Annotated in this window: 23 protein-coding genes; 11 read left to right on the top strand and 12 right to left on the bottom strand. The window is 75.0% G+C overall.

Annotated features, from left to right (window positions below; genetic code table 11):
• Nucleotides 1-10: 10 nt before the first annotated feature.
• Nucleotides 11-1,150 carry a cytochrome P450 family protein gene (locus ACZ67M_RS21940; protein ID WP_469852305.1) on the bottom strand — a complete coding sequence of 380 codons (1,140 nt, stop codon included), beginning with the start codon at nt 1,148-1,150 and terminating at the stop codon, nt 11-13.
• A 125-nt stretch (nt 1,151-1,275) separates the two neighbouring features.
• On the opposite strand from ACZ67M_RS21940, the gene ACZ67M_RS21945 reads away from it, so the two are divergent.
• Nucleotides 1,276-1,971 carry a TetR/AcrR family transcriptional regulator gene (locus ACZ67M_RS21945; protein WP_469852307.1) on the top strand — a complete coding sequence of 232 codons (696 nt, stop codon included), beginning with the start codon at nt 1,276-1,278 and terminating at the stop codon, nt 1,969-1,971.
• A gap of 4 nt (nt 1,972-1,975) precedes the next feature.
• Here ACZ67M_RS21945 and ACZ67M_RS21950 read toward each other — a convergent pair whose 3' ends face one another.
• Entirely contained in the window at nt 1,976-2,431 is a 456-nt protein-coding gene (locus ACZ67M_RS21950; protein WP_392011354.1) for a tellurite resistance TerB family protein, read from the bottom strand.
• Between the two features lie 322 nt (nt 2,432-2,753).
• Between ACZ67M_RS21950 and ACZ67M_RS21955 the strand changes: the two genes are divergently transcribed.
• Both ACZ67M_RS21955 and ACZ67M_RS21960 read left to right on the top strand, forming a co-directional pair.
• Nucleotides 2,754-4,103, top strand: a complete 1,350-nt coding sequence (locus tag ACZ67M_RS21955; protein ID WP_361356978.1) for a hemolysin family protein — start codon at nt 2,754-2,756, stop codon at nt 4,101-4,103.
• Entirely contained in the window at nt 4,100-5,122 is a 1,023-nt protein-coding gene (locus tag ACZ67M_RS21960; protein ID WP_125494306.1) for a hemolysin family protein, read from the top strand. Before ACZ67M_RS21955 ends, ACZ67M_RS21960 begins: the two co-directional genes overlap by 4 nt.
• A gap of 50 nt (nt 5,123-5,172) precedes the next feature.
• Here the strand turns inward: ACZ67M_RS21960 and ACZ67M_RS21965 are convergent, their stop codons facing one another.
• Nucleotides 5,173-6,555, bottom strand: a complete 1,383-nt coding sequence (locus tag ACZ67M_RS21965; RefSeq protein WP_469852310.1) for a hypothetical protein — start codon at nt 6,553-6,555, stop codon at nt 5,173-5,175.
• 113 nt (nt 6,556-6,668) lie between these two features.
• Between ACZ67M_RS21965 and ACZ67M_RS21970 the strand changes: the two genes are divergently transcribed.
• Together ACZ67M_RS21970 and ACZ67M_RS21975 are read left to right on the top strand one after the other, a co-directional pair.
• Nucleotides 6,669-7,907, top strand: a complete 1,239-nt coding sequence (locus ACZ67M_RS21970) for a molybdopterin-dependent oxidoreductase (RefSeq protein WP_392100024.1) — start codon at nt 6,669-6,671, stop codon at nt 7,905-7,907.
• Entirely contained in the window at nt 7,904-8,416 is a 513-nt protein-coding gene (locus tag ACZ67M_RS21975; RefSeq protein WP_392237278.1) for a hypothetical protein, read from the top strand. Before ACZ67M_RS21970 ends, ACZ67M_RS21975 begins: the two co-directional genes overlap by 4 nt.
• Here the strand turns inward: ACZ67M_RS21975 and ACZ67M_RS21980 are convergent.
• The 3 genes from ACZ67M_RS21980 to ACZ67M_RS21990 form a co-directional block, all read right to left on the bottom strand.
• On the bottom strand, nt 8,302-9,096 hold the full coding sequence (locus tag ACZ67M_RS21980; RefSeq protein WP_469852313.1) for a class I SAM-dependent methyltransferase: 795 nt from the start codon (nt 9,094-9,096) through the stop codon (nt 8,302-8,304). The two genes, ACZ67M_RS21975 and ACZ67M_RS21980, sit on opposite strands and share 115 nt — an antisense overlap.
• A 323-nt stretch (nt 9,097-9,419) precedes the next feature.
• Nucleotides 9,420-10,049 (bottom strand): TIGR04282 family arsenosugar biosynthesis glycosyltransferase, encoded by a 630-nt coding sequence (locus tag ACZ67M_RS21985; RefSeq protein ID WP_361357226.1) that lies wholly within the window; start codon nt 10,047-10,049, stop codon nt 9,420-9,422.
• A 5-nt stretch (nt 10,050-10,054) separates the two neighbouring features.
• Nucleotides 10,055-10,783, bottom strand: a complete 729-nt coding sequence (locus tag ACZ67M_RS21990) for a glycosyltransferase family 2 protein (RefSeq protein WP_467320513.1) — start codon at nt 10,781-10,783, stop codon at nt 10,055-10,057.
• Nucleotides 10,784-10,898: 115 nt separating this feature from the next.
• Here ACZ67M_RS21990 and ACZ67M_RS21995 point away from each other — a divergent pair, with 115 nt between their 5' ends.
• On the top strand, nt 10,899-11,708 hold the full coding sequence (locus ACZ67M_RS21995) for a response regulator transcription factor (RefSeq protein WP_361356995.1): 810 nt from the start codon (nt 10,899-10,901) through the stop codon (nt 11,706-11,708).
• Nucleotide 11,709: 1 nt separating this feature from the next.
• The gene (locus ACZ67M_RS22000) at nt 11,710-12,822 is read left to right on the top strand and encodes a sensor histidine kinase (RefSeq protein WP_392011370.1); all 1,113 of its coding nucleotides are present in this window, start codon (nt 11,710-11,712) and stop codon (nt 12,820-12,822) included.
• Between the two features lie 9 nt (nt 12,823-12,831).
• Here ACZ67M_RS22000 and ACZ67M_RS22005 read toward each other — a convergent pair whose 3' ends face one another.
• The gene (locus tag ACZ67M_RS22005) at nt 12,832-13,833 is read right to left on the bottom strand and encodes an NAD-dependent epimerase/dehydratase family protein (RefSeq protein ID WP_469852317.1); all 1,002 of its coding nucleotides are present in this window, start codon (nt 13,831-13,833) and stop codon (nt 12,832-12,834) included.
• Nucleotides 13,834-14,013: 180 nt separating this feature from the next.
• Here ACZ67M_RS22005 and ACZ67M_RS22010 point away from each other — a divergent pair, with 180 nt between their 5' ends.
• From ACZ67M_RS22010 to ACZ67M_RS22020, 3 genes are read left to right on the top strand one after another with little or no spacing between them, the layout of a single operon-like run.
• Nucleotides 14,014-14,400, top strand: a complete 387-nt coding sequence (locus ACZ67M_RS22010) for a RodZ family helix-turn-helix domain-containing protein (RefSeq protein WP_392011376.1) — start codon at nt 14,014-14,016, stop codon at nt 14,398-14,400.
• The gene (locus tag ACZ67M_RS22015) at nt 14,397-15,038 is read left to right on the top strand and encodes a class F sortase (RefSeq protein ID WP_392237284.1); all 642 of its coding nucleotides are present in this window, start codon (nt 14,397-14,399) and stop codon (nt 15,036-15,038) included. Before ACZ67M_RS22010 ends, ACZ67M_RS22015 begins: the two co-directional genes overlap by 4 nt.
• A gap of 41 nt (nt 15,039-15,079) precedes the next feature.
• Nucleotides 15,080-15,571, top strand: coding sequence for an RNA polymerase sigma factor (locus tag ACZ67M_RS22020; protein ID WP_122616678.1), 492 nt, complete (start codon nt 15,080-15,082; stop codon nt 15,569-15,571).
• 90 nt (nt 15,572-15,661) lie between these two features.
• Here the strand turns inward: ACZ67M_RS22020 and ACZ67M_RS22025 are convergent, their stop codons facing one another.
• Entirely contained in the window at nt 15,662-15,982 is a 321-nt protein-coding gene (locus tag ACZ67M_RS22025) for a hypothetical protein (protein WP_392100033.1), read from the bottom strand.
• A 39-nt stretch (nt 15,983-16,021) separates the two neighbouring features.
• On the opposite strand from ACZ67M_RS22025, the gene ACZ67M_RS22030 reads away from it, so the two are divergent.
• Entirely contained in the window at nt 16,022-16,375 is a 354-nt protein-coding gene (locus tag ACZ67M_RS22030) for a DUF952 domain-containing protein (RefSeq protein ID WP_361357013.1), read from the top strand.
• 16 nt (nt 16,376-16,391) lie between these two features.
• Here the strand turns inward: ACZ67M_RS22030 and ACZ67M_RS22035 are convergent, their stop codons facing one another.
• From ACZ67M_RS22035 to ACZ67M_RS22050, 4 genes are all read right to left on the bottom strand, one after another.
• Nucleotides 16,392-16,712: an SCO5918 family protein gene (locus ACZ67M_RS22035; protein ID WP_392011386.1), complete on the bottom strand. Its 321-nt coding sequence runs from the start codon at nt 16,710-16,712 to the stop codon at nt 16,392-16,394.
• 45 nt (nt 16,713-16,757) lie between these two features.
• Entirely contained in the window at nt 16,758-18,317 is a 1,560-nt protein-coding gene (locus ACZ67M_RS22040) for a DEAD/DEAH box helicase (protein ID WP_469852321.1), read from the bottom strand.
• A gap of 221 nt (nt 18,318-18,538) precedes the next feature.
• Entirely contained in the window at nt 18,539-18,742 is a 204-nt protein-coding gene (locus tag ACZ67M_RS22045) for a cold-shock protein (protein ID WP_019324834.1), read from the bottom strand.
• A 196-nt stretch (nt 18,743-18,938) separates the two neighbouring features.
• A complete protein-coding gene (locus tag ACZ67M_RS22050) occupies nt 18,939-19,796 on the bottom strand; it encodes an aldo/keto reductase (protein ID WP_469852323.1) in 858 nt (285 codons plus the stop codon).
• Between the last annotated feature and the right edge of the window lie 93 nt (nt 19,797-19,889).

The following is a 19,889-nucleotide window of genomic DNA, read 5'->3' on the forward strand; positions in this document are numbered from 1 at the left end:
CGCTTGGGGGTCAGCCCAGACGCAACGGCAGCTCCGCCAGCCCCCGCAGCAGGGTGCTCGTGCGCCAGGTGAGCGTCGCCGGGTCGGTGGCGAACGCGAGCGCGGGGTGGCGCTCGAGGAGCAGGCGTACGGCGACGGTGGCCTCCATCCGGGCCAGCGGGGCGCCCAGGCAGTGGTGGAGGCCGTGGCCGAAGCCGAGGTGGCCGCGGGGCGCGCGGCCGATGTCGAAGCGGTCGGGGGCGGGGAAGTGGCCGGGGTCGCGGGAGGCGGCGGCGAGGGAGACGAGCACCGAGTCGCCGGCCGCGATCGGTGTGCCAGCCAGCTCCAGCGGCTCGGCCGCGAAACGGAACGCGGAGGCGTGCACCGGGGAGTTGAACCGCAGCGACTCCTCCACCGCCGCCCCGGCCAGCTCCGGCTCGGCGCGCAGGCGGTCGAGCTGGCCGGGGTGGGTGAGGAGGCTGTGGACGGTCGCGGAGATCAGGTTGACCGTCGTCTCGTGGCCGGCGACCAGGATCAGGAAGGCCGTGCCGAGCAGTTCCTCGGCGGTGAGGCCCCCGGCGTCCGCGGCGGCGGTCAGGTCGCCGAGGAGGGTGCCGTCCGGGGCGTCGCGCTTGGCGCCGGTCAGGTCGGTGAGATAGCCGGTCAGCGCGCCGGCCGCGGCTTCAGCCGCCTTTGGCGAGGTGGGCATGACCAGCTCGTTCGACCAGGTGTGGAAGACCTCGCGGTCGGCCCCGGGCACGCCGAGGAGTTCGCAGATCACCGTCACCGGGAGGGGCAGCGCGTACCGGGCGACCAGGTCCGCCGTGCCCCGGCGCTCCAGTGCGTCCAGCAGGTCCCCCGCGACGCGCTCCACGCGGGGGCGCAGGGCGGCGATCCGGCCCGGTGCGAAGTGGCCGGCCACCAGGTGGCGGAGGCGGGTGTGCTGCGGCGGGTCGCTCTGGAGCATGTTGCGGCCGATGGCGTGCCCGCCGTCGGAGTCCCAGGACGCGGAGTGCCGGATGTCGTTGCGCAGCCGCGGGTCGGTGAGCGCGGCCCGCGCCGCGTCGCGCGTGACGACCAGCCAGCTCTCCCCGCTCCCCGGCACCGACACCCGGTGGACGGCGCCCGCGGCCCGGAGGGCGGCCAGTTCGTCGAGGGTGGGCGCGGCCATGGGACCTCCTGGGAACCGGGGACGGCACTTAAACGGGGAGTGATCCCCGTTTACCCGGCCGACGATAGCATCGGCACCGAGGGCACGGGGAGCACTCCCCGGTTCGTACGATCCGGAGGGCGAGGATGACCGTCGGCGCACGCGAGGGAGCGCCCCGGCAGCGACGCGACGCGCGACGCAACCGGGAGCTTCTGCTGGAGGCGGCCCACGAGGTGTTCACCGAGCAGGGGCTGGACGCGCCGCTGGACGTGATCGCGCGCCGGGCGGGGGTCGGCAACGCGACGCTCTACCGCCATTTCCCCACCCGCGCCGCGCTGGTGGACGCCGTGTTCCGGGACTCGCTGACCGGCACGATGGAGGCGGGCGAGCGGGCCCGACGGGCGCCGGACGCGTGGGCGGGTCTCACCGGCTATCTGGACGTCGTCTTCGCGGCCCTGGCCGCCGACCGCGGCTCCAACGACCTGATGACCACGCATCTGCGGGGCGTGGACAGCCTGGAGGCCGTGCACGAGCACAACCGCCGGACCGTGGACGCGCTGCTGGCCCGCTGCCGGGACGACGGCGCGGTGCGGGCCGACGTCACCACCGAGGACGTCCTGTTCGGGCTCGCGGCGCTGGGCCGCGCGGTCCCGGCGCTGACCGCCGCGACCACGCCGGACGCCTGGCGCCGCCCGCTCGCCCTGTTCCTCGCCGGCCTGCGGACCGCGCCGGCCGCACCGCCCCTGCCGGCGCCCGCGCTCACCGCCGCCGGCCTCGGCGAGGTCCTGCGCGAACTGGGCCCGCACCGCACCCGTGCGGGCGGCCGCGGCCCCGGCGAGTGAGACCTCAGAGGTCGAACTCGTGCGGCGGCAGGTCCAGCGCGTAGCAGGCCTCCCGCACCACCGCCCGCTCGTCCTTGTCGAAGTCCCCGTCGGCGCCGCCGATCACGATGCCGATCTGCACCACGGCGCGCGCCTCGGCGGGCTTCTTCCTGGCCTTGGCGATCTCCTGGAGGATGCCGACCTTGCCGAAGGCGAAGTCGGCGGTGAGCTTGTCGAGGTTCTCCTCGAAGCGGCGGCGCAGGTCGTCGGCGGGGAAGTTCTGCAACACCTCGTTGGCCGAGATCAGCTGGGCGACGCGCTGCCGCTCCGACGCATCGACGGTGCCGTCGGCCGCGGCGACCAGCGCGCACATCGCCATGCTCGCGTCGCGGAAGGCGCCGCTCTTGAGGTCGTTCTTCTTCGCCACGAGCTGCGTCTGCATCTGCGACGCGGACTCCTTGAAGCGGTCCCACAGGGCCATGAGAACTCCGTACGGGTCGGGAGAGTGTTGCTTCTACAGTTTTGTAGAAGCTATCAGGCTGCCGTGCCCGCGCCGCCGCAGGGAACAACCGGAACCGTCCGCCCGTTCTCTACAGGCGAGTAGAAGCGCAGGGGTATGAGTACTCCCCTTCTCTTTGCAGGTCCTTTACCATGTGAGGGAAAACCTCGGGCGCCCGGCTGGTACCGGCGCCCGCCGACCCCGTTAAGGAGTCCCGTTCCGTAATGGAGCCTCCCAGTACCGGCCGTGCCACGGCCGGCCCGCCAGTGCCCCCGTATCCGCGTGAAGGAAGCGGGGTGGCACGGTGACCGAGGTCCTGCTGCTCCTGCTGGCCCTCCTGCTCACCCTGGCCTGCGCGGTCTTCGTCGCGGCCGAGTTCTCCCTCACCACCGTCGAGCGCGGTGACCTGGAGCGTGCCGCCGAGTCCGGCGAGCGCGGTGCCGAGGGAGCCCTGAAGGCCGTACGTTCCCTGACCCTCCAGCTCTCCGGCGCCCAGCTCGGCATCACGGTGACCTCGCTGGTCATCGGCATGCTGGCCGAGCCGTCGATCGCGGTGCTGCTGCGCGGCCCGCTGAAGGCGATCGGCCTGGGCGCCGCCGCCTCGACGGTGGCGACGCTGCTCGGTGTGGTGCTCTCCACCGTCGTCCTGATGGTCGTCGGCGAGCTGGTCCCCAAGAACTGGGCGATCTCCCGCCCGATGGCCGTCGCGAAGGTCGTCGCGGGTCCGCAGCGCGGGTTCACCTCCGCCTTCGGCCCGTTCATCCGGCACCTGAACAACACGGCGAACCGTTTCGTACGCCGCTTCGGCCTGGAACCGGCCGAGGAGCTGGCGTCCGCCCGCAGCGCCGAGGAACTGGTCGCCCTCGCCCAGCACTCGGCCGCCGAGGGCGCCCTGGAGGCGGACTCGGCCGAGCTGTTCGTCCGCACCCTGCACCTGAGCGAGCTGACCGCGGAGAACGTCATGACCCCGCGCGTGGACGTCAAGGCCCTGGAGGCCCACGCCACCGCCGCCGACGCCGCGAACCTCTCGCACGCCACCGGCCTGTCCCGCTTCCCGGTCTACCGCGACAGCCTGGACGAGGTCATCGGCACCGTCCACATCCGCGACGTGCTGGCCCTGGAGCCGGAGCGCCGGGCGGTCACCCCCGTCACCGAGCTGGCCGCCGCGCCGCTCCTGGTGCCGGACAGCCTGCCCGCCGACCGCCTCCTGGAGCGCATGCGCCGGGCCCGCACCATGGCCGTCGTCATCGACGAGTACGGCGGTACGGCGGGCGTGGCCACCGTCGAGGACATCGTCGAAGAGGTCGTCGGCGAGGTGCGCGACGAGCACGACCCGGTCGAGATACCGGACCTCCTGCCCGCCCCCGCGCGGACCGACGGCCGGGCGGCCTGGGAGGCCGACGGCTCGCTGCGCCTGGACCACCTGCGGCGCATCGGCATGACCGCGCCGGAGGGGCCGTACGAGACCCTGGCCGGTCTGGTCGCCACCCACCTCGCGCGCATCCCCGTCAAGGGCGACGTCGTCGACCTGGAGGGCTGGCACCTCGACGTCCTCGACGTCGACCACCACCGCGCGGACCGCCTCCGCGTCACCGCGCCCGCGCCCCTGGTGGGCGGGCAGCCGGAGCACGAGCAGCGGGAGATGGCCCGATGACCGCCGTACAGCTCTTCATCGGCGCGCTGACGCTGCTGACCAACGCGTTCTTCGTGGGCGCCGAGTTCGCCCTGATCTCGGTGCGCCGCAGCCAGATCGAGCCGCGCGCGAAGGCGGGCGACAAGCGCGCCCGGATGACCCTGTGGGGCCTGGAGCACATCTCCCAGATGATGGCCACGGCCCAGCTCGGCATCACCGTCTCCTCGCTGGTGCTCGGCGCGGTCGCGGAGCCGGCCATCGCGCACCTGATGGAGCCGGTCTTCGAGGCGGTCCACATGCCGCACGCGCTGGTCCACCCCGTGGCCTTCGCGATCGCCCTGACCCTCGCCACCTATCTGCACATGCTGATCGGCGAGATGATCCCGAAGAACATCGCGCTGGCCGCCCCGGCGAGCACCGCCCTGTTCCTCGGTCCCGCGCTGGTCGCCCTCACCCGGGCCCTGAAGCCGTTCGTCTTCGGCATCAACGCCTTCGCCAACGCCCTGCTCAAGCTGCTCAGGGTGGAGCCGAAGGACGAGGTCGAGGCGGTCTTCACGGACGACCAGCTGGCCCGCATGGTGGTCGACGCCAGCGAGGCCGGGCTGCTCACCCCGGCCGACGGCGAGCGCCTGCGCGACGCACTGGAGCTGGGCACCCGCCCGGTCGGCGAGATCCTGGTCCCGTCGCAGAAGATGCGCACGGTCCCCCACACGGTCACCCCGGCCGAGCTGGAACGCATGGCCGCCGAGGCGGGCTACTCCCGCTTCCCGGTCACCGGCCCCGGCGGTACGGTCCTGGGCTACCTGCACATCAAGGACACCCTGGGCCTCACCGACCGCGACCGCCCGTTCCCGCGCTCGGCCCTGCACCGCGTCACCCGCGTCCGCATCGACACCCCGCTCGACGACACCCTCACCGCCCTGCGCACCGAGGACAGCCACCTCGCCGCGGTCACCGGCGAGACGGGCGCCGTCCTGGGCTTCGTGACGATGGAGGACGTGCTGACGGAGCTGGTCGGACCGGCACCGGTGGGATCCTGACCCGCTGGGCAGCCTGACCGCGCGGGAACCCGACCCGCGCGGTCGGCCGCTCACCACCCGGTTGCGACCAGGTGGTTGACGAGCAGCGCCAGGACCGCCTGTGCCGCCAGCCACGCGCGGGGACGCGGGAGGAACGCGCAGGCCGGCAGGAGCCACAGGGCGAAGGGGAGCCAGATGCGTTCCGTCTCCGCCTTGCTCATGCCGGACAGGTCGGCGATCAGCAGGGTGAGCAGGCCCGCGCAGACGAGGAACGCGAGGCGGGCCTGCCCGGTGGCGTCCGCTGTGTCCGGCGCCCGGAGGCTCCCGCCGGTCGCGGGCGGCCCGCCGCGTCGCCGGGCGGCGAGGCGGGCGACGGCCCGGCGCAGGCCCGCCGCCGTCGCGACGCCCGTGATCAGCACCGTGCAGGCGAGGTTGGCCCACACCCAGTACGCGTAGGGGCGGACGCCGGCCGCGCCCTCGTAGTACCGCTCGACGAGCAGGTGGTACGCCTCCCACCAGTCGAAGCCGATCACGGTGAAGGCGACCGGCACCACCGCCATGCCCGCCAGCAGCGGCACGAACATCACCGGGCGCTCGCCAACCCCGCGCCGCCCGAGCAGCAGCACCGCCGCCCCGATCACGGCGAAGAGCGTGAGGCCGTACGAGAGGTAGCAGGTCCAACCGAAGAGGAGTCCCGCGCCCGCCGTCCACCACAGGGAGCGTCCGGTGACCGTGAGGGCCAGCAGCGCCACGGCCCACGCGGCGACCGCCGCGAAGTAGCCGTCGGCGGCCGTGCCCATCCACACCGCGGCCGGTGCCAGCGCCAGGAAGGGCGCCGCCCGCCGGGCGAGCCGCTCGCCGCACAGGGCCCGCACCGCCACCAGCACCGCCACGCACCCCGTCGCGCCCACGGTGATGGTCCAGACCCCGGCCCAGCCCCCGCCGCCCAGCCCGATCCGGTCGAGCAGCACGTAGGTGAGCGTGGCCCCCGGCGGGTGACCGGCGACGTGGGCGGGCCAGTTGTCCGGGGAGTGCAGCAGGATGTGCCCGTTGAAGTCGCGCAGGGTCGCCGGGATGTCGCGCCAGCGGTCGATGACCGTCAGGTACTCCTGGCCGGTGGTCAGCCGCCCGGCGACGCCCCGCTCCCAGCCGTCGATCAGGGCCAGCGACCAGGTCCACGCCATCGCCGCGCCCCACGCCGCGGGGAGCAGCGCGCGCCACGGCAGCCGGGCGGCGACGGCCGGCCCGTACGCCACGGTTGCCGCCGCCACCAGGACGGCCGCCGGGGTGCCGGGGCCCAGGTGCGGGTCCCAGCGGCCCAGCAGGGGTGGCCAGCCGACGATCAGGTCGTCGTAGGTGTACACGTGGCGGCCGACCAGGATGGCGGCCGCCACGAGCAGCACGGCCGCCGCGGCGGCGTACAGGTCGCGGGGGACGGAGCGGAGGCGGGTCACACCGGCACCGTAGGGCGGCGGATCGCGGGCCGGACGGCGCACACGGCGGACGTCAGCGTTTCGTCATGGGTCGTGGACCCCTTTCGGGGTCTCTCGCTGCCTACGGTCGGGACATGCGAGACCTCGCCCCACGCCTTCCCTCCTCCCCGGGCTTCTGGCGCAGCCCCCTGCGCGGCCCCCGGTTCACGTCCGTGCTCGGCATCGTGCTGCTCGCCGGCATCACCGTGCTGTTCGTGACCGGCCTGCTCTCGTACGCCGCCTACAACCCCGACCTGTCCCCGGTCAACGACAAGACCCCGGACAAGGGGCTCCTCGGCTTCTACCTCTTCGCGTGGCCGACCGACCCCACCTGGCTGTACCGCCTCAACCAGGGTGTCCACGTCACCCTCGGACTCACCCTGATCCCGGTGCTGCTGGCCAAACTGTGGTCGGTCGTGCCCAGGCTGTTCACCCTGCCGCCGGCCCGCTCGGTCGCGCACGCGCTGGAGCGGATCTCGCTGCTGCTGCTGGTCGGGGGCGCGCTGTTCCAGTTCGTGACCGGGGTGCTCAACATCCAGTTGGACTACCTCTTCCCCGGCTCCTTCTACCCGCTGCACTTCTACGGAGCGTGGGTCTTCTTCGCCGCGTTCGTCGCGCACGCCGTGCTGAAGACGCCGATGGCGCTGCGCAACCTCCGGGCGATGCGCGAGGAGCGCGACGACCTGGTGTCCCCGCGGCCCGCCGCGCCCACCGTCTCGCGGCGCGGTGCCCTGTGGTTCGTCGGCGGCGGCTCGCTGCTGATGTTCGCCACGAACGCGGGCCGCAGCTTCGACCCTCCGCTGCGGGCCACGGCCGTCCTCTCCCCGCACGGCGGACCCGACCCGGGGAACGGCCCCAACGGCTTCCAGATCAACAAGACGGCCGCGTACGTCGGCATCGTCCCGGCCGAGACCCGCGACGACACGTGGCGGCTCGTCGTCGAGGGCCGTTCCGGGACCGTCCGGCTCAGCCGGGCCGACCTGCTCGCCATGGAGCAGCACAGCGAGGCCCTGCCCATCGCCTGCGTCGAGGGCTGGTCGACGTCCGACCAGTGGTGGCGCGGGGTGCGGCTGCGGGACCTCGCCGCGCGCGTGGGCCACGAGGACGACCCGCCCGACGTGTTCGTCGAGTCCCTCCAGCGGCGCGGCGCCTTCCGCAGCGGCGCCCTGCGCGCCAACCAGGTCGCCGACCCGCGCTCCCTGCTCGCCCTGTACGTCAACGGCGAGGCGCTGAGCCCGGACCACGGCTACCCGGCGCGGATCATCGTGCCCGCCGCGCCCGGCGTGCTGAACACCAAGTGGGTGGCCCGGATGACGTTCGGAGACCTGGGATGAACCGTGTACGCGAGTCACGCGAGTCACGCGGGCCGGGCGGGCCGGGTGGCCGGCTCCGGGCGCTGACCGGCAGCCCCCTCCAGATCCTCCTGCTGGCCTGCTCCTTCGCGCTGGCGGGTTACGCGGGGGTGCGGCTGCTCGCCGACGACTGGCTGGGCGTGGCCCTGTGGTTCGTGGGGGCGGCGCTCCTGCACGACCTGGTGCTGCTGCCGCTGTACTCGGTGGCGGACCGGGCGGTCACCGGCGCGCTCGGCGCGGTCGGCCGCCGTCGGTGGGCGATGTACGTGCGCGTCCCCGCCGCCTTCTCCGGGCTGCTCCTGCTGGTGTGGTTCCCGCTGATCGCCGGCCGGGTCGACGCGGGGTACCGGGGGGTCACCGGGCTGTCGGCGGACGGCTACCTCGCCCGCTGGCTGCTGATCACGGCCGTGCTGTTCGGCGGCTCGGCGCTGCTGCTGGCGCTGCGGTCGCTGCGCAGCGCGACGAAGGGGCGGTCCCCCGACGTCCACTGAGCGACGGTCCGCCAGCCCCCGGCGGCCGCGCGGTCGAGCAGGGCGCGGGTGCCGATCCGCGCCCAGGGGAAGGGGCTGCCGGACGCGTGGCCGTCGGTGACGTCGACGAGCTGCACGTGGGCGCGCTCGTCGACGTCCACCCGCGCGGTCTCGGCGATCAGCAGGCCGCCGGGGGCGAGCAGGGCGGCGACGCGGGTGAGCAGGGCGCGGGGATCGCCGCCGATGCCGACGTTGCCGTCCATGAGGAGCACGGTGTCCCAACGGCCCTCGCCGGGGAGCGGCTCGAAGACGGAGCGCCGCAGCGACTGGCCGCCGGAGCGCACGGTGTGGGCCACCGCGGCCTCGCTGACGTCGATACCGAGGACGGTCCGGCCCCGGGCGGCGAGTTCCGCGACCAGCCGGCCGGGTCCGCAGCCCACGTCGAGGACGGCGCCCTCGCACCGGTCCAGCACCTCCAGGTCGACGGTGTCGGCCCCCGCGCACCACCGCTCCACCTCCAACGGCAGCAGCCACCCGTCGGTACGCCGCAGGAACAGCGGCCCGCGACCGGCCCGCAGCGCGGCGGCATAGGGATCGGACCCGGCCCAGGGCGCCTGCCCCGCCAGGGGGAACGCCGGCTCCGCGAGACGGCCGGGTACGGCGGCCCGCCGACCGCTGAGCGCGCGGGCGGAGCCGGTCACCGCGGCGCGGGGCGGGCCGTCGGGGGGTCCGTCTGCCGGGCGGTCGGGGGACCCGGTTGCGCGGACGCGGGGGGATCCGTTTGGCGGGCCGCCCGCCGGTCCGTTGCTCGGGCCGTCGGGCGATGTGGTTGCCCGGCTGCCCGCCGGTTCGTTGTTCGGGCCGTCGGGGGATCTGGTTGCCCGGGCGCCCGCCGGTTCGTTGTTCGGGGGAGGCCCGTCGGCGGAGCCGTACCCGGGCCCGGCGGCCGGCCCGTCCGCCGGCCCGTCCGCCGGGCCGGCCGCCCGGCCGCTGCCGAGCCGTCCACCCGCGCGCCCGTGGCCGCTCATCGGCCCACCCGCGCGTCCGCGCCCGCCGTGCACTGAGCCAGCCGGGCGGCGAAGCGGCCGTGCGGGGCCAGTGCGGCGACGGCCCGGGCGTCGGCGGCGGTGTCGACGTCGCGCAGGGGCGGCAGGTCCCGTACCCGCAGCCCCGCCGCCAGCAGGCGCTCGCGCTGCGCGGCCCCCGTCACCGGCGTCGACATCGGCACGCCCCGCGGCAGGGCCGGGTCGGGGCGGGCCAGGCCCAGCGCCCAGAAGCCGCCGTCCTCCGCCGGACCGAAGTACGCGTCGCAGCCCTCGAAGTCCACGTCGAGCAGCTCCGGCGTCACCTGCGGGGTGTCCATCCCGATCAGCAGGGCGGGCCCCGCGCACCCGGCGAACGCGTCCGCGAGCCGTGCGTCGAGGCCGCCCGCGCACTGCGGTACGACGTCGAAGCCGGGCGGCAGCCACGGCCCCGGGGCACCGTCGAGGACCAGCACCCGGCGCCGGGCGGGCGTCGCGGCGACCGCGCGCAGGGTGTCGGCGAGGGACGCCTCGGCCAGCGCGGCCGCCTCGTCCGGGGTGAACGGCGGGGTGAGGCGGGTCTTGACCCGGCCGGGGCGGGGCTCCTTCGCGATGACGAGGAGGGTGGTCATCATGCTCACCGTGTGTTCCCCTCGCGGGCCGCGTCACGCGGAATCCGTTGCTCCGGTCGCTCGGCGAGCACGCCGCGCATGTCCCGTACCGCGTGCCAGGTGCCGCGCCAGGTCCCGGTGACCTTCGAGGCCCCGGTGCGGGGCAGGTACGGCACGTCGTACTCGGTTACCCGCCACCCCGCGTCGGCGGCCCGCACCACCATCTGGAGCGGGTAGCCGCTGCGCCGGTCGGTGAGGCCGAGGCCGAGCAGCGCCTCGCGGCGGGCGGCGCGCAGCGGGCCGAGGTCGTGCAGCCGCAGGCCGGTGCGGCGGCGCAGCATCCGGGCGAGCGCGAGGTTGCCCGCCCGGGCGTGCGGGGGCCAGGCGCCGCGCCCCTGCGGTCGTCGGCGGCCGAGCACCAGGTCGGCTCCGCCGTCCCGGATCTCGCGCACGAAGGGCGTCAGCAGGCCGGGGTCGAGGGAGGCGTCGCAGTCGCAGAAGCAGACGATGTCGGCCGTGGCGGCGGTCAGCCCGGCGTGGCAGGCGGCGCCGAAGCCGCGGCGCGGCTCGGTCACGACCGTGGCGCCGAGCGCGCGGGCGATCTCCGCCGAGCCGTCGGTGGAACCGTTGTCGACGACGAGCGCGCGCCAGCCGTCCGGGATGCGGGCCAGGACCCAGGGCAGGGCTCCGGCCTCGTCCAGACAGGGGAGTACGACGTCGACGTCGGGAGCGGGCGAGGTGGTCACGGCTCTCACCCTACGAGCCGATATCGGGCGAAACGGACTCCCGCTCCTTACGAAACACGGACGTCGCGGCCGGGGGCGGCTCGCGGGGACGACGTCCGCGTGGGCGCGGTGCGAGGCTGGGCGCATGCAGCAGCCGCACCAGTCCGCTCCCGCACAGGCGTCCCCGGACGGAGTCCCTGCCGGATCCCGGGCCGGAGTCCCTGCCGGATCCCCCGCCGGGACCCCCGAGGGATCCACCGCCGACCCCGCCCGGATCCTGGTCGTCGACGACGACCCCACGGTCGCGGAGGTCGTCGCCGGCTACCTGGAGCGCGCCGGGCACCTCGTGGACCGGGCCGACGACGGTCCGGCCGCGCTCACCCGGGCCGCCGCGCACCGGCCGGACCTGGTGGTGCTGGACCTGATGCTGCCCGGCATGGACGGCCTGGAGGTGTGCAGGCGGCTGCGCGGCACCGGGCCCGTGCCGGTCGTCATGCTGACCGCCCGCGGCGACGAGGACGACCGCATCCTCGGCCTGGAGGTCGGGGCGGACGACTACGTGACCAAGCCGTTCAGCCCCCGCGAGCTGGTGCTGCGGGTGGAGTCGGTACTGCGCCGCACCCGGCCCGCCCCCGGTCTGGTGCCGCCGTCCGCGGCCGGCCTCACCGTCGACCCGGGCGCCCGGCGGGCCACGAAGGAGGGCGCCGAGCTGGCGCTCACCCTGCGCGAGTTCGACCTGCTGGCCTTCTTCCTGCGCCACCCGGGGCGGGCCTTCGCCCGGGAGGAGCTGATGCGGGAGGTGTGGGGCTGGGACTTCGGCGACCTGTCCACCGTCACCGTCCACGTGCGGCGGCTGCGCGGCAAGGTCGAGGACGACCCGGCCCGGCCGCGGCTGATCCAGACCGTGTGGGGCGTGGGCTACCGCTTCGACCCGACGGGGCGGGAGACGGACTGACATGCACGACACCCTCCTCATCGCCCTGTACTCCTTCGCCGGCGCCGCCGTCACCGGGCTGGCCGGCGCGGCCGTGCTGCGGCTGATCCGGCGGCGCTCGCTGACCGCTTCGCTCGCGGTGGTGGCGGCGGTCGCCGTCCTCGCGATGTTCGCGGGCACGCTCGTCGTCGCCTGGGCGATGTTCCTGTCCCCGCACGACCTGTCCGTGGTCACCACCGTCGCGGCGATGGCGGCCGTGGTGTCGCTGGCCACCGCGCTGCTGCTGGGCCGCTGGGTGGTCGCCCGCAGCCGCGAACTGGCCGCCGCCGCACGCTCCTTCGGCGACGACGGCGACTACGCGGCCCCCACCGTCCCGGCGACCGCCGAACTCGACGCCCTCAGCCGTGAACTGGCCGCCACCAGCGCCCGCCTCGCCGAGTCCCGGGAGCGCGAGCGCGCCCTGGAGACCTCCCGGCGCGAACTGGTCGCCTGGATCTCGCACGACCTGCGCACGCCGCTGGCCGGCCTGCGGGCCATGTCCGAGGCCCTGGAGGACGGCGTCGCGGCGGACCCCGACCGCTACCTCCGCCAGATCCGCACCGAGGTGGAACGCCTCAACGGCATGGTCGGCGACCTCTTCGAACTCTCCCGCATCCACGCCGGCGCGCTCGCCCTCGCCCCCGCCCGGATCTCGCTCTACGACCTGGTCGGCGACGCCCTCGCGGGCGCGGACCCGCTCGCGCGGGAGCACGGCGTACGGCTGGTCGGCGACGCGGTGGCGGCGGTGCCGGTCGAGGTGGACGGCAAGGAGATGAGCCGCGTCCTCGGCAACCTCCTGGTCAACGCCATCCGCCGCACCCCCGCCGACGGCACGGTCGCCGTCGCCGCCGCACCCTCGCCCGAGGGCGTGGTGCTCTCCGTCTCCGACGGCTGCGGCGGCATCCCCGAGGACGACCTGCCGCGCGTCTTCGACACCGGCTGGCGCGGCACCCACGCCCGTACCCCTCCGGCCGGCGCGGGCCTGGGCCTCGCCATCGTCCGCGGCATCGTGGAAGCCCACCGCGGCCGCACCACGGTCCGGAACATCCCCGGCGGCTGCCGCTTCGAGGTGACCCTCCCCCTGGCCGACGCCTGAGCCCCGGCGTCACTCCCCCCGCAGCCCCGCCCGGGCGAACTCCCGCATGCCCTCCCGGAAGCCGACCCGTGGCTGCCAGGACAGGTCGGTGCGCAGGCGGGCGGAGTCGGCGGTGATGTGGCGTACGTCGCCCAGGCGGTACTCGCCGGTGACGACCGGTTCGGGGCCGCCGTACGCCTCGGCGAGGGCGGTGGCCATCTCGCCCACCGTGTGCGGGTCGCCGCTGCCGGCGTTGTAGGCGGTGAGCGTGCCGGACGGGCGATCGGCCGTCAGCGCCGCGACGTTGGCCGCGGCCACGTCCCGGACGTGCACGAAGTCCCGGCGCTGGCGGCCGTCCTCGAAGACCCGGGGTGCCTCGCCGCGGGCGAGCGCGGAGCGAAAGAAGGAGGCGACCCCGGCGTACGGGGTGTCGCGGGGCATCCCGGGTCCGTACACGTTGTGGTAGCGCAGCGACACCGCCGTCGCGCCGGCCGACCGCGCCCAGGCGGCGGCCAGGTGCTCCTGGGCCAGCTTGGTCGTCGCGTACACGTTGCGCGGGTCGGTGGGCGCGTCCTCGCCGACCAGCCCCGGGGACAGGGCCGCGCCGCACACCGGGCACGGCGGCTCGAAGCGGCCCGCGTCCAGGTCGGCGACGGCACGCGGGCCGGGCCGCACCACGCCGTGCCGTGCGCACTCGTAGCGCCCCTCGCCGTACACGACCATCGACCCGGCGAGCACGAGCCGCTCCACGCCCGCCTCCGCCATCGCGGCGAGCAGGACGGCGGTGCCGAGGTCGTTGCGCGAGACGTACTCCGCCGCGTCGGCGAACCCGTTGCCGAGTCCCACCATCGCCGCCTGGTGGCACACGGCGTCCACCCCGGTGAGCGCCTTGGCGACCGCCGCGGGGTCGCGCACGTCGGCGGCGGGGTCCTCGCGGACGTCGTATCCGACGGGCTCGTGCCCGTGCTCCCGCAGTGCCGTCACGACATGGGACCCGATGAACCCGGCATGGCCGGTGACCAGTACGCGCATGCGTCCACGCTAGGCGCGTGAGGCCCTCGCGCCGGGCGTCCCGCGCGGCACGTCACGGGTCCGTAAGAAGGGGACGCGTCCGCCACCCGCCACGACTTTGCCATCCCTTTACAACCCGCCGGGGCGCCGCCTCGTCTCTCCGTCCGATCCACTCACCACCCCCCGAGAGAGAGCGACCCGATGCGCCGCACCATCCTCAGCGCCGTGGCCCTGGCCTGCACCGCCGTACTGGCCGGCACCGCGCCCGCGTTCGCCGACGACCCCAGCCCCGCGCCCACCAAGCCCCCGGCCCAGAGCACCCCGAGCCCCGTGCCGAGCGAGGCCCCGACCAAGGCCCCGGCCGCCTCGCCCAGCAAGCCGGGCCCGGCGGACGAGGCGCCCGCCCCCGCCCCGGCCGACGGCCAGGTCTCCGCCGTGCCCGAGGGCGCCCCCGACACCGGCGTCGCGGCCCCGGAGCCGGGCGGGACCGACGAGGGGCTGGTCGGCGCGGGCGCCGGTGCCGTGCTCGTCGCGGGCGGTGCGGTCCTCTTCGTCGTACGGCGTCGGCGGGCGGCGACCGGGGCATGACCCGCCCCGCCGGTCGCGCCCTCGCCACCGCGGCGCTCGCCGTGCTGCTCGCCGGCTGCGGCGGCGGCGCGGGGAACACGGGGAACACGGGCAACGACGTGGCCGCGTCCGACCGCCCCGGCACCACCGCGCCCCAGTCGCCCACCGGTGCCAAGTCCGCGCGTCCACTGGAGCGTTCCGTGCCGGTCGGCCTGCGCATCCCGGCCGCCGGCGTCGACACCCCGGTGATGCGCCTGGGGCTCGCGGCGGACGGCACGGTGCAGGTCCCGCCCGTCACGGACGACGACCGCGCGGGCTGGTACCGGCACTCGCCGACCCCGGGCCAGGTGGGACCGTCGGTCCTCCTCGGCCACGTCACGGTCGGCACCCACGGCGACGGCGTCTTCCGGCACCTCGCGCGGCTGCACCGGGGCGACCGGATCGAGACGCGCCTGGAGAACGGCGCGGCGGCCGAGTTCACGGTCACCGCCGTACGGACCGTGCGGAAGGCCGAGTTCCCGACGGACGACGTCTACGGGGACGTGAAACGGCCGGAGTTGCGGCTCATCACCTGCGGTGGCCCGCGCGTCGGCGAGGAGTACCGGGACAACGTCATCGTCTTCGCCGCGCTGAGCGCGACGCGTCCCGCTCCCTCCTGACCCGCCGTGCGCACGGCATACCCTCACGACCATGGAGAGCGTTGAAACGGTCCCGTGACAGGGCGGCGTCCGAGCTGTTCGCCGCCCTGTATCCGCGCCTCGCCGGCTGGTGCCGCCGGCTCGTCGACGACGACGAGACGGCCCACGAGATCGCCTCGGAGGCGTTCACCCGGCTCTGGGCCCGCTGGACGTCCGTGGAGGAGCCCCGCGGGTTCCTCTACGTGACCGCCGCCAACCTCGTCCGGGATCACTGGCGCAAGCTGGAGCGCGAACGCCGGGCCGTGCGCCGGGTCACCGCGGAGGTCGCCGTACGCCCGCACCCCGAGCAGACCGACCCCTCGGTGCGGCTGCTCGTGCAGTCCCTGCCGGAGCGACTGCGCGTGCCGATCCTGCTCCACTACTACGCTGACATGCCGATCCGGGAGGTGTCCGCGCTGACCGGGCGCAAGGAAGGAACCGTCAAGGCCGACCTCCACGCGGCCCGCGAACTGCTCCGCGTCCATCTGAGGAGAAGCCTTGACCACACGCCTTGAGGACGATCCCGGCTTCGGACACGACGGGGACGATCCGCTGCTGGTCGTGCTCCGCCCGGAGACCGCGTACCTGGGCCCGCCGCCCGGCCGCTACGAGGCGATCCGCAAAACCGCGTCCCGCCGGCGTCTGCTCCGTGCCGCCGCCGGTGCCGCGGCGACCGCTGCCGCCGCCGCCCTGATCGCGCTGCCGCTGAACTGGGCGTCCCCCGCCCCGCCCCCGCGTCCGACGGTCCCGCTGGCCCCGGCCCCCGCCGACCCGCCCGCGACGACCGCACCGACCCCGGCCCCGCCCCGCGACGCCTCGCAGGCGCCGAGTCCGGTCCCCGACGCGTCCACGGGGAACACGCCGACCCCGTCGGCCTCCTCGCCGTCGGCGTCCGCGCCGCCGTCCGCCCCGGATCCCGTGCCCACGCCCTCGGAGCCCGGCGGCCCGGCTGTTAAAACGGAACGATGATCTACCACGTGGTACCGCTGGCCGAGTGGAACGCCGAACCCGGCCGGCCCTTCGCCCCCGCCTCGCTCGCAGAGGACGGGTTCGTGCACTGCTCGCCCGACGAGGCGACCACGCTCGCCGTCGTCAACGCCTACTACCGCGCCGCGCCCCGTCCCCTGCTCGCGGTGCTCCTCGACGAGGACCGGCTCACCGCGCGGTGCGTGTGGGAGGCGGCGGCGCCCGCACCGCCGCCCGGGGTCGCCGAGGGCACCCTCTTCCCGCACGTCTTCGGCCCGCTCGACCGCGACGCCGTCCGGCGCGTGAGCGAGGTGCGCTGGGACGGCGCGGGCCGGGCGACGGGACTGTCCTGACGGAGGAGACCCGTCCTCACTCCTGCGGCTGGGCCGGTCCTCCGAGCATCGCCGACGCGGTCTGGACCGGCGTGGCGGTGGGCGCCGGGTCGGGCTCGGCACCGGGAGCGGGGTGGCAGGTGAAGCCGAGGCGCGTCATGGCCCGGGTGACCTCGGCCGCCGAGAAATCGCGGCTGTCCTGCCGGGTGACGACCACGCCCACCTGCTTGACCGGGTAGCGGCGGCGGCCGATGGTCACGGACTCACCCGTGACGGGCTGCGGCGTGACGCCCTTCATCGAGTCCAGCACCCCCTGCTTGGTGAGGTCGAACGGGTACCGGGCGATGACACAGCGCATGATGCCTCCAACAAGGGGGACGGAGCGGATGGGCTTGCGGTTCGCCTAGGCGGCCGAACCACCGGCGGACTGGCGCCGCGGCCTGCGCCGCGGGGCTTCGCCGGCGGAGCGGCTCTGACCGCCGCCGCGGCCCTGACCGGTGCGGGTCTGCGGGACGGAGGCCGCCTGGCCGGAGCGGGACTGGCCGGAGCGGCCGCGCCGCCCGCGGGACGAGGAGCCGCTGCCGGACGCGGCACGCCGCGGGCGCTCCACGACCGGTGCGGTGATGACGACGGGGACGCCGGAGGGAGCCTGCGCACCGGTGATGCGGGACAGCTCCGCCTCGCCCGAGCGGACCGGGGTGACCTGCGGGGTGATGCCGGCCGAGGCCATCAGCCGCGTCATGTCGCGCCGCTGGTCGGGCGTGACCAGGGTGACGACGCTGCCCGACTCGCCGGCGCGGGCCGTACGGCCGCCGCGGTGCAGGTAGTCCTTGTGGTCGCCGGGCGGGTCCACGTTGACGACCAGGTCGAGGTTGTCGACGTGGATGCCGCGGGCCGCGACGTTGGTCGCCACCAGCGCCGTCACCTGCCCGTCCTTGAACTGGGCGAGGGTGCGGGTGCGCTGCGGCTGGGACTTGCCGCCGTGCAGCCCGGCCGCCCGCACGCCGCTCTTCAGCAGGTGCTTGACCAGCCGGTCCACCCGGTGCTTGGTGTCCAGGAACATGATGACCCGGCCGTCGCGCGCCGCGATCTCGACGGTCGTGGCCTGCTTGTCCGCCTCGTGCACGTGCAGCACGTGGTGCTCCATCGTGGTGACGGCGCCGGCCGACGGGTCGACGGAGTGGACCACCGGGTCCGACAGGTAGCGGCGGACCAGCCGGTCGACGTTGCGGTCCAGGGTGGCGGAGAACAGCATCCGCTGCCCGTCCGGCCGCACCTGGTCGAGGAGGGCGGTGACCTGCGGCATGAAGCCCATGTCGGTCATCTGGTCGGCCTCGTCGAGCACGGTGATGCCGACGTCGCCGAGCTGGCAGTCGCCCCGGTCGATCAGGTCCTTGAGTCGTCCCGGCGTCGCCACGAGGACCTCGGCACCGCCCCGCAGCGCACTGGCCTGGCGGCCGATCGACATGCCGCCGACCACGGTGGCCGACCGCAGGCCCACGGCGCGGGCGTACGGGGCGAGCGCGTCGGTGACCTGCTGGGCCAGCTCACGGGTGGGGACGAGGATCAGGGCGCGCGGCCTGCGCGGTTCGGCGCGCCGGCCGGCCGTGCGGGCCAGCAGGGCGAGGCCGAAGGCGAGGGTCTTGCCCGATCCGGTGCGGCCCCGGCCGAGTACGTCGCGCCCGGCCAGCGAGTTCGGCAGGGTCGCCGCCTGGATCGGGAACGGCACGGTCACGCCCTCGCCGCTCAGTGCGGCCAGCATGCGCTCCGGCAGGTCGAGCTCGGCGAACGAGTCGACGGCGGGCAGCGCCGGAGTGATCGTCTTCGGGGGCGCGAACTCGCCCTGGGGAGCGGCGGCCGGACGGCGGCCGGGGTTCTGGGAGCGGCCGGCCGTCCGGGGGGAGCGGCGGGGGCCGCCGCCGGAGCGGCTGCGGTCATTGGTGCGTGTGCGTGCGCGGTCCATACGGAACCTTCCTTGATACGGCACGTATCAAGGGAGTCCCGCAGCGGTGGTACGGCGCGGGGAATCGCAAGAACGAGCCGGGTCCGGTCACTGTCGGCGCATCGGGGCGCGGGACCGGAGCATGGAGAAGAAAACGAGAAGAAAAAGAAAGAAACGCGAGCGGGGGCCCGCACCCCAAGGTGCGGGCCCCGACTGCGAAGTAACGCGAGTGCGTCGTGAGGTCAGGCGACCACGATGTTCTCGGCGGTCGGGCCCTTCTGGCCCTGCGCGATGTCGAAGGTCACCTTCTGGCCCTCGAGCAGCTCACGGAAGCCCTGGGCGGCGATGTTCGAGTAGTGGGCGAAGACGTCGGGGCCGCCGCCGTCCTGCTCGATGAAGCCGAAGCCCTTTTCCGAGTTGAACCACTTCACGGTGCCGGATGCCATTTTTTTCTCCTTCGGTACGGTGCTCGGCGTTCACCCTGTGTGAGCGCCGGTCGCCGTGATGATCACCCCGTCGGAAAAACCTTCAGGCAACCACAACTGCAACTTCCATCGACAGTAGCACGCCGTGACCGTGTGGACGCTCGTGATAATCCCGTCGCACTTGTGATCGCGGGGCGGCGTCCAGGCGTGGCCCGGGTCAGCCGAGGTCGGCCAGATCCCGCGGAGTGAGGACGATCGACCGGGCGGCGGTGTTCTCCTCCAGGTGGGAAAGGGAGCCCGTGCCGGGGATGGCGAGGGTGACGGGGGAGGACGCGAGCAGCCAGGCCAGGGCGATCTGCGGGACGGTGGCGGCGTGCCGGGCCGCGACCTCGGCGATCCGGGCCCCGCTCAGGTCGCCGAGGCCACCGCCCAGCGGGAAGAACGGGACGTAGGCGATGCCGGCCTCCTCGCACGCGGCCAGGACCTCCGTGTCGTCGCGCTTGTCGGTGTGGAAGTGGTTCTGGACGGCCGTGACGGGTGCGATCGCCCGTGCCTCGGCGAGGTGCCCGGCGCCCACGTGGCTCAGCCCCAGGTGCCGGATCAGACCCTCCTCGCGCAGGGCGGCCAGCGCCTCGAAGCGGGCGGCGACGGACTCGCCGTGCGGCGGCGGCGCGATGCCGCCGATGCGGAGGTAGACGAGGTCGAGGCGGTCGACCCCGAGAGTCTTCAGGTTCTCCTCGACCAGGGGGCGCAGGGCGGCCGGGTCGGTGGTCGCCTCCAGCCCGCCGTCGGGTGTGCGCAGCGGACCGACCTTGGTGGCGATCACCAGGCCGTCCGGGTAGGGGTGCAGGGCCTCGCGGATCAGGTCGTTGGCCCGGACGGTGCCGTCGCCGCTGGTGTAGAGGGCGGCGGTGTCGATGTGGTCGACGCCCAGTTCCACGGCACGGCGCAGCACGGCGCGGCCGGCCTCCGGGTCCCGGGCCGGACCGTGGAAGCCGCCGGTGGGCAGCCGCATGGCCCCGAAACCGAGCCGCCCGACCGGAAGGTCGCCGCCGAGACGAAAGTGAGTGCTCATGCCCCGAGCCTGCGCGGCGGGCCCCGCCGCGGCGACACCGTGGCAACTTGCTGCCGGCCCAAGGGGCGGCCGGAGGCCGTCGGGTCCCCGTCA

It is taken from the genome of Streptomyces sp. NPDC107500, from assembly GCF_055582785.1.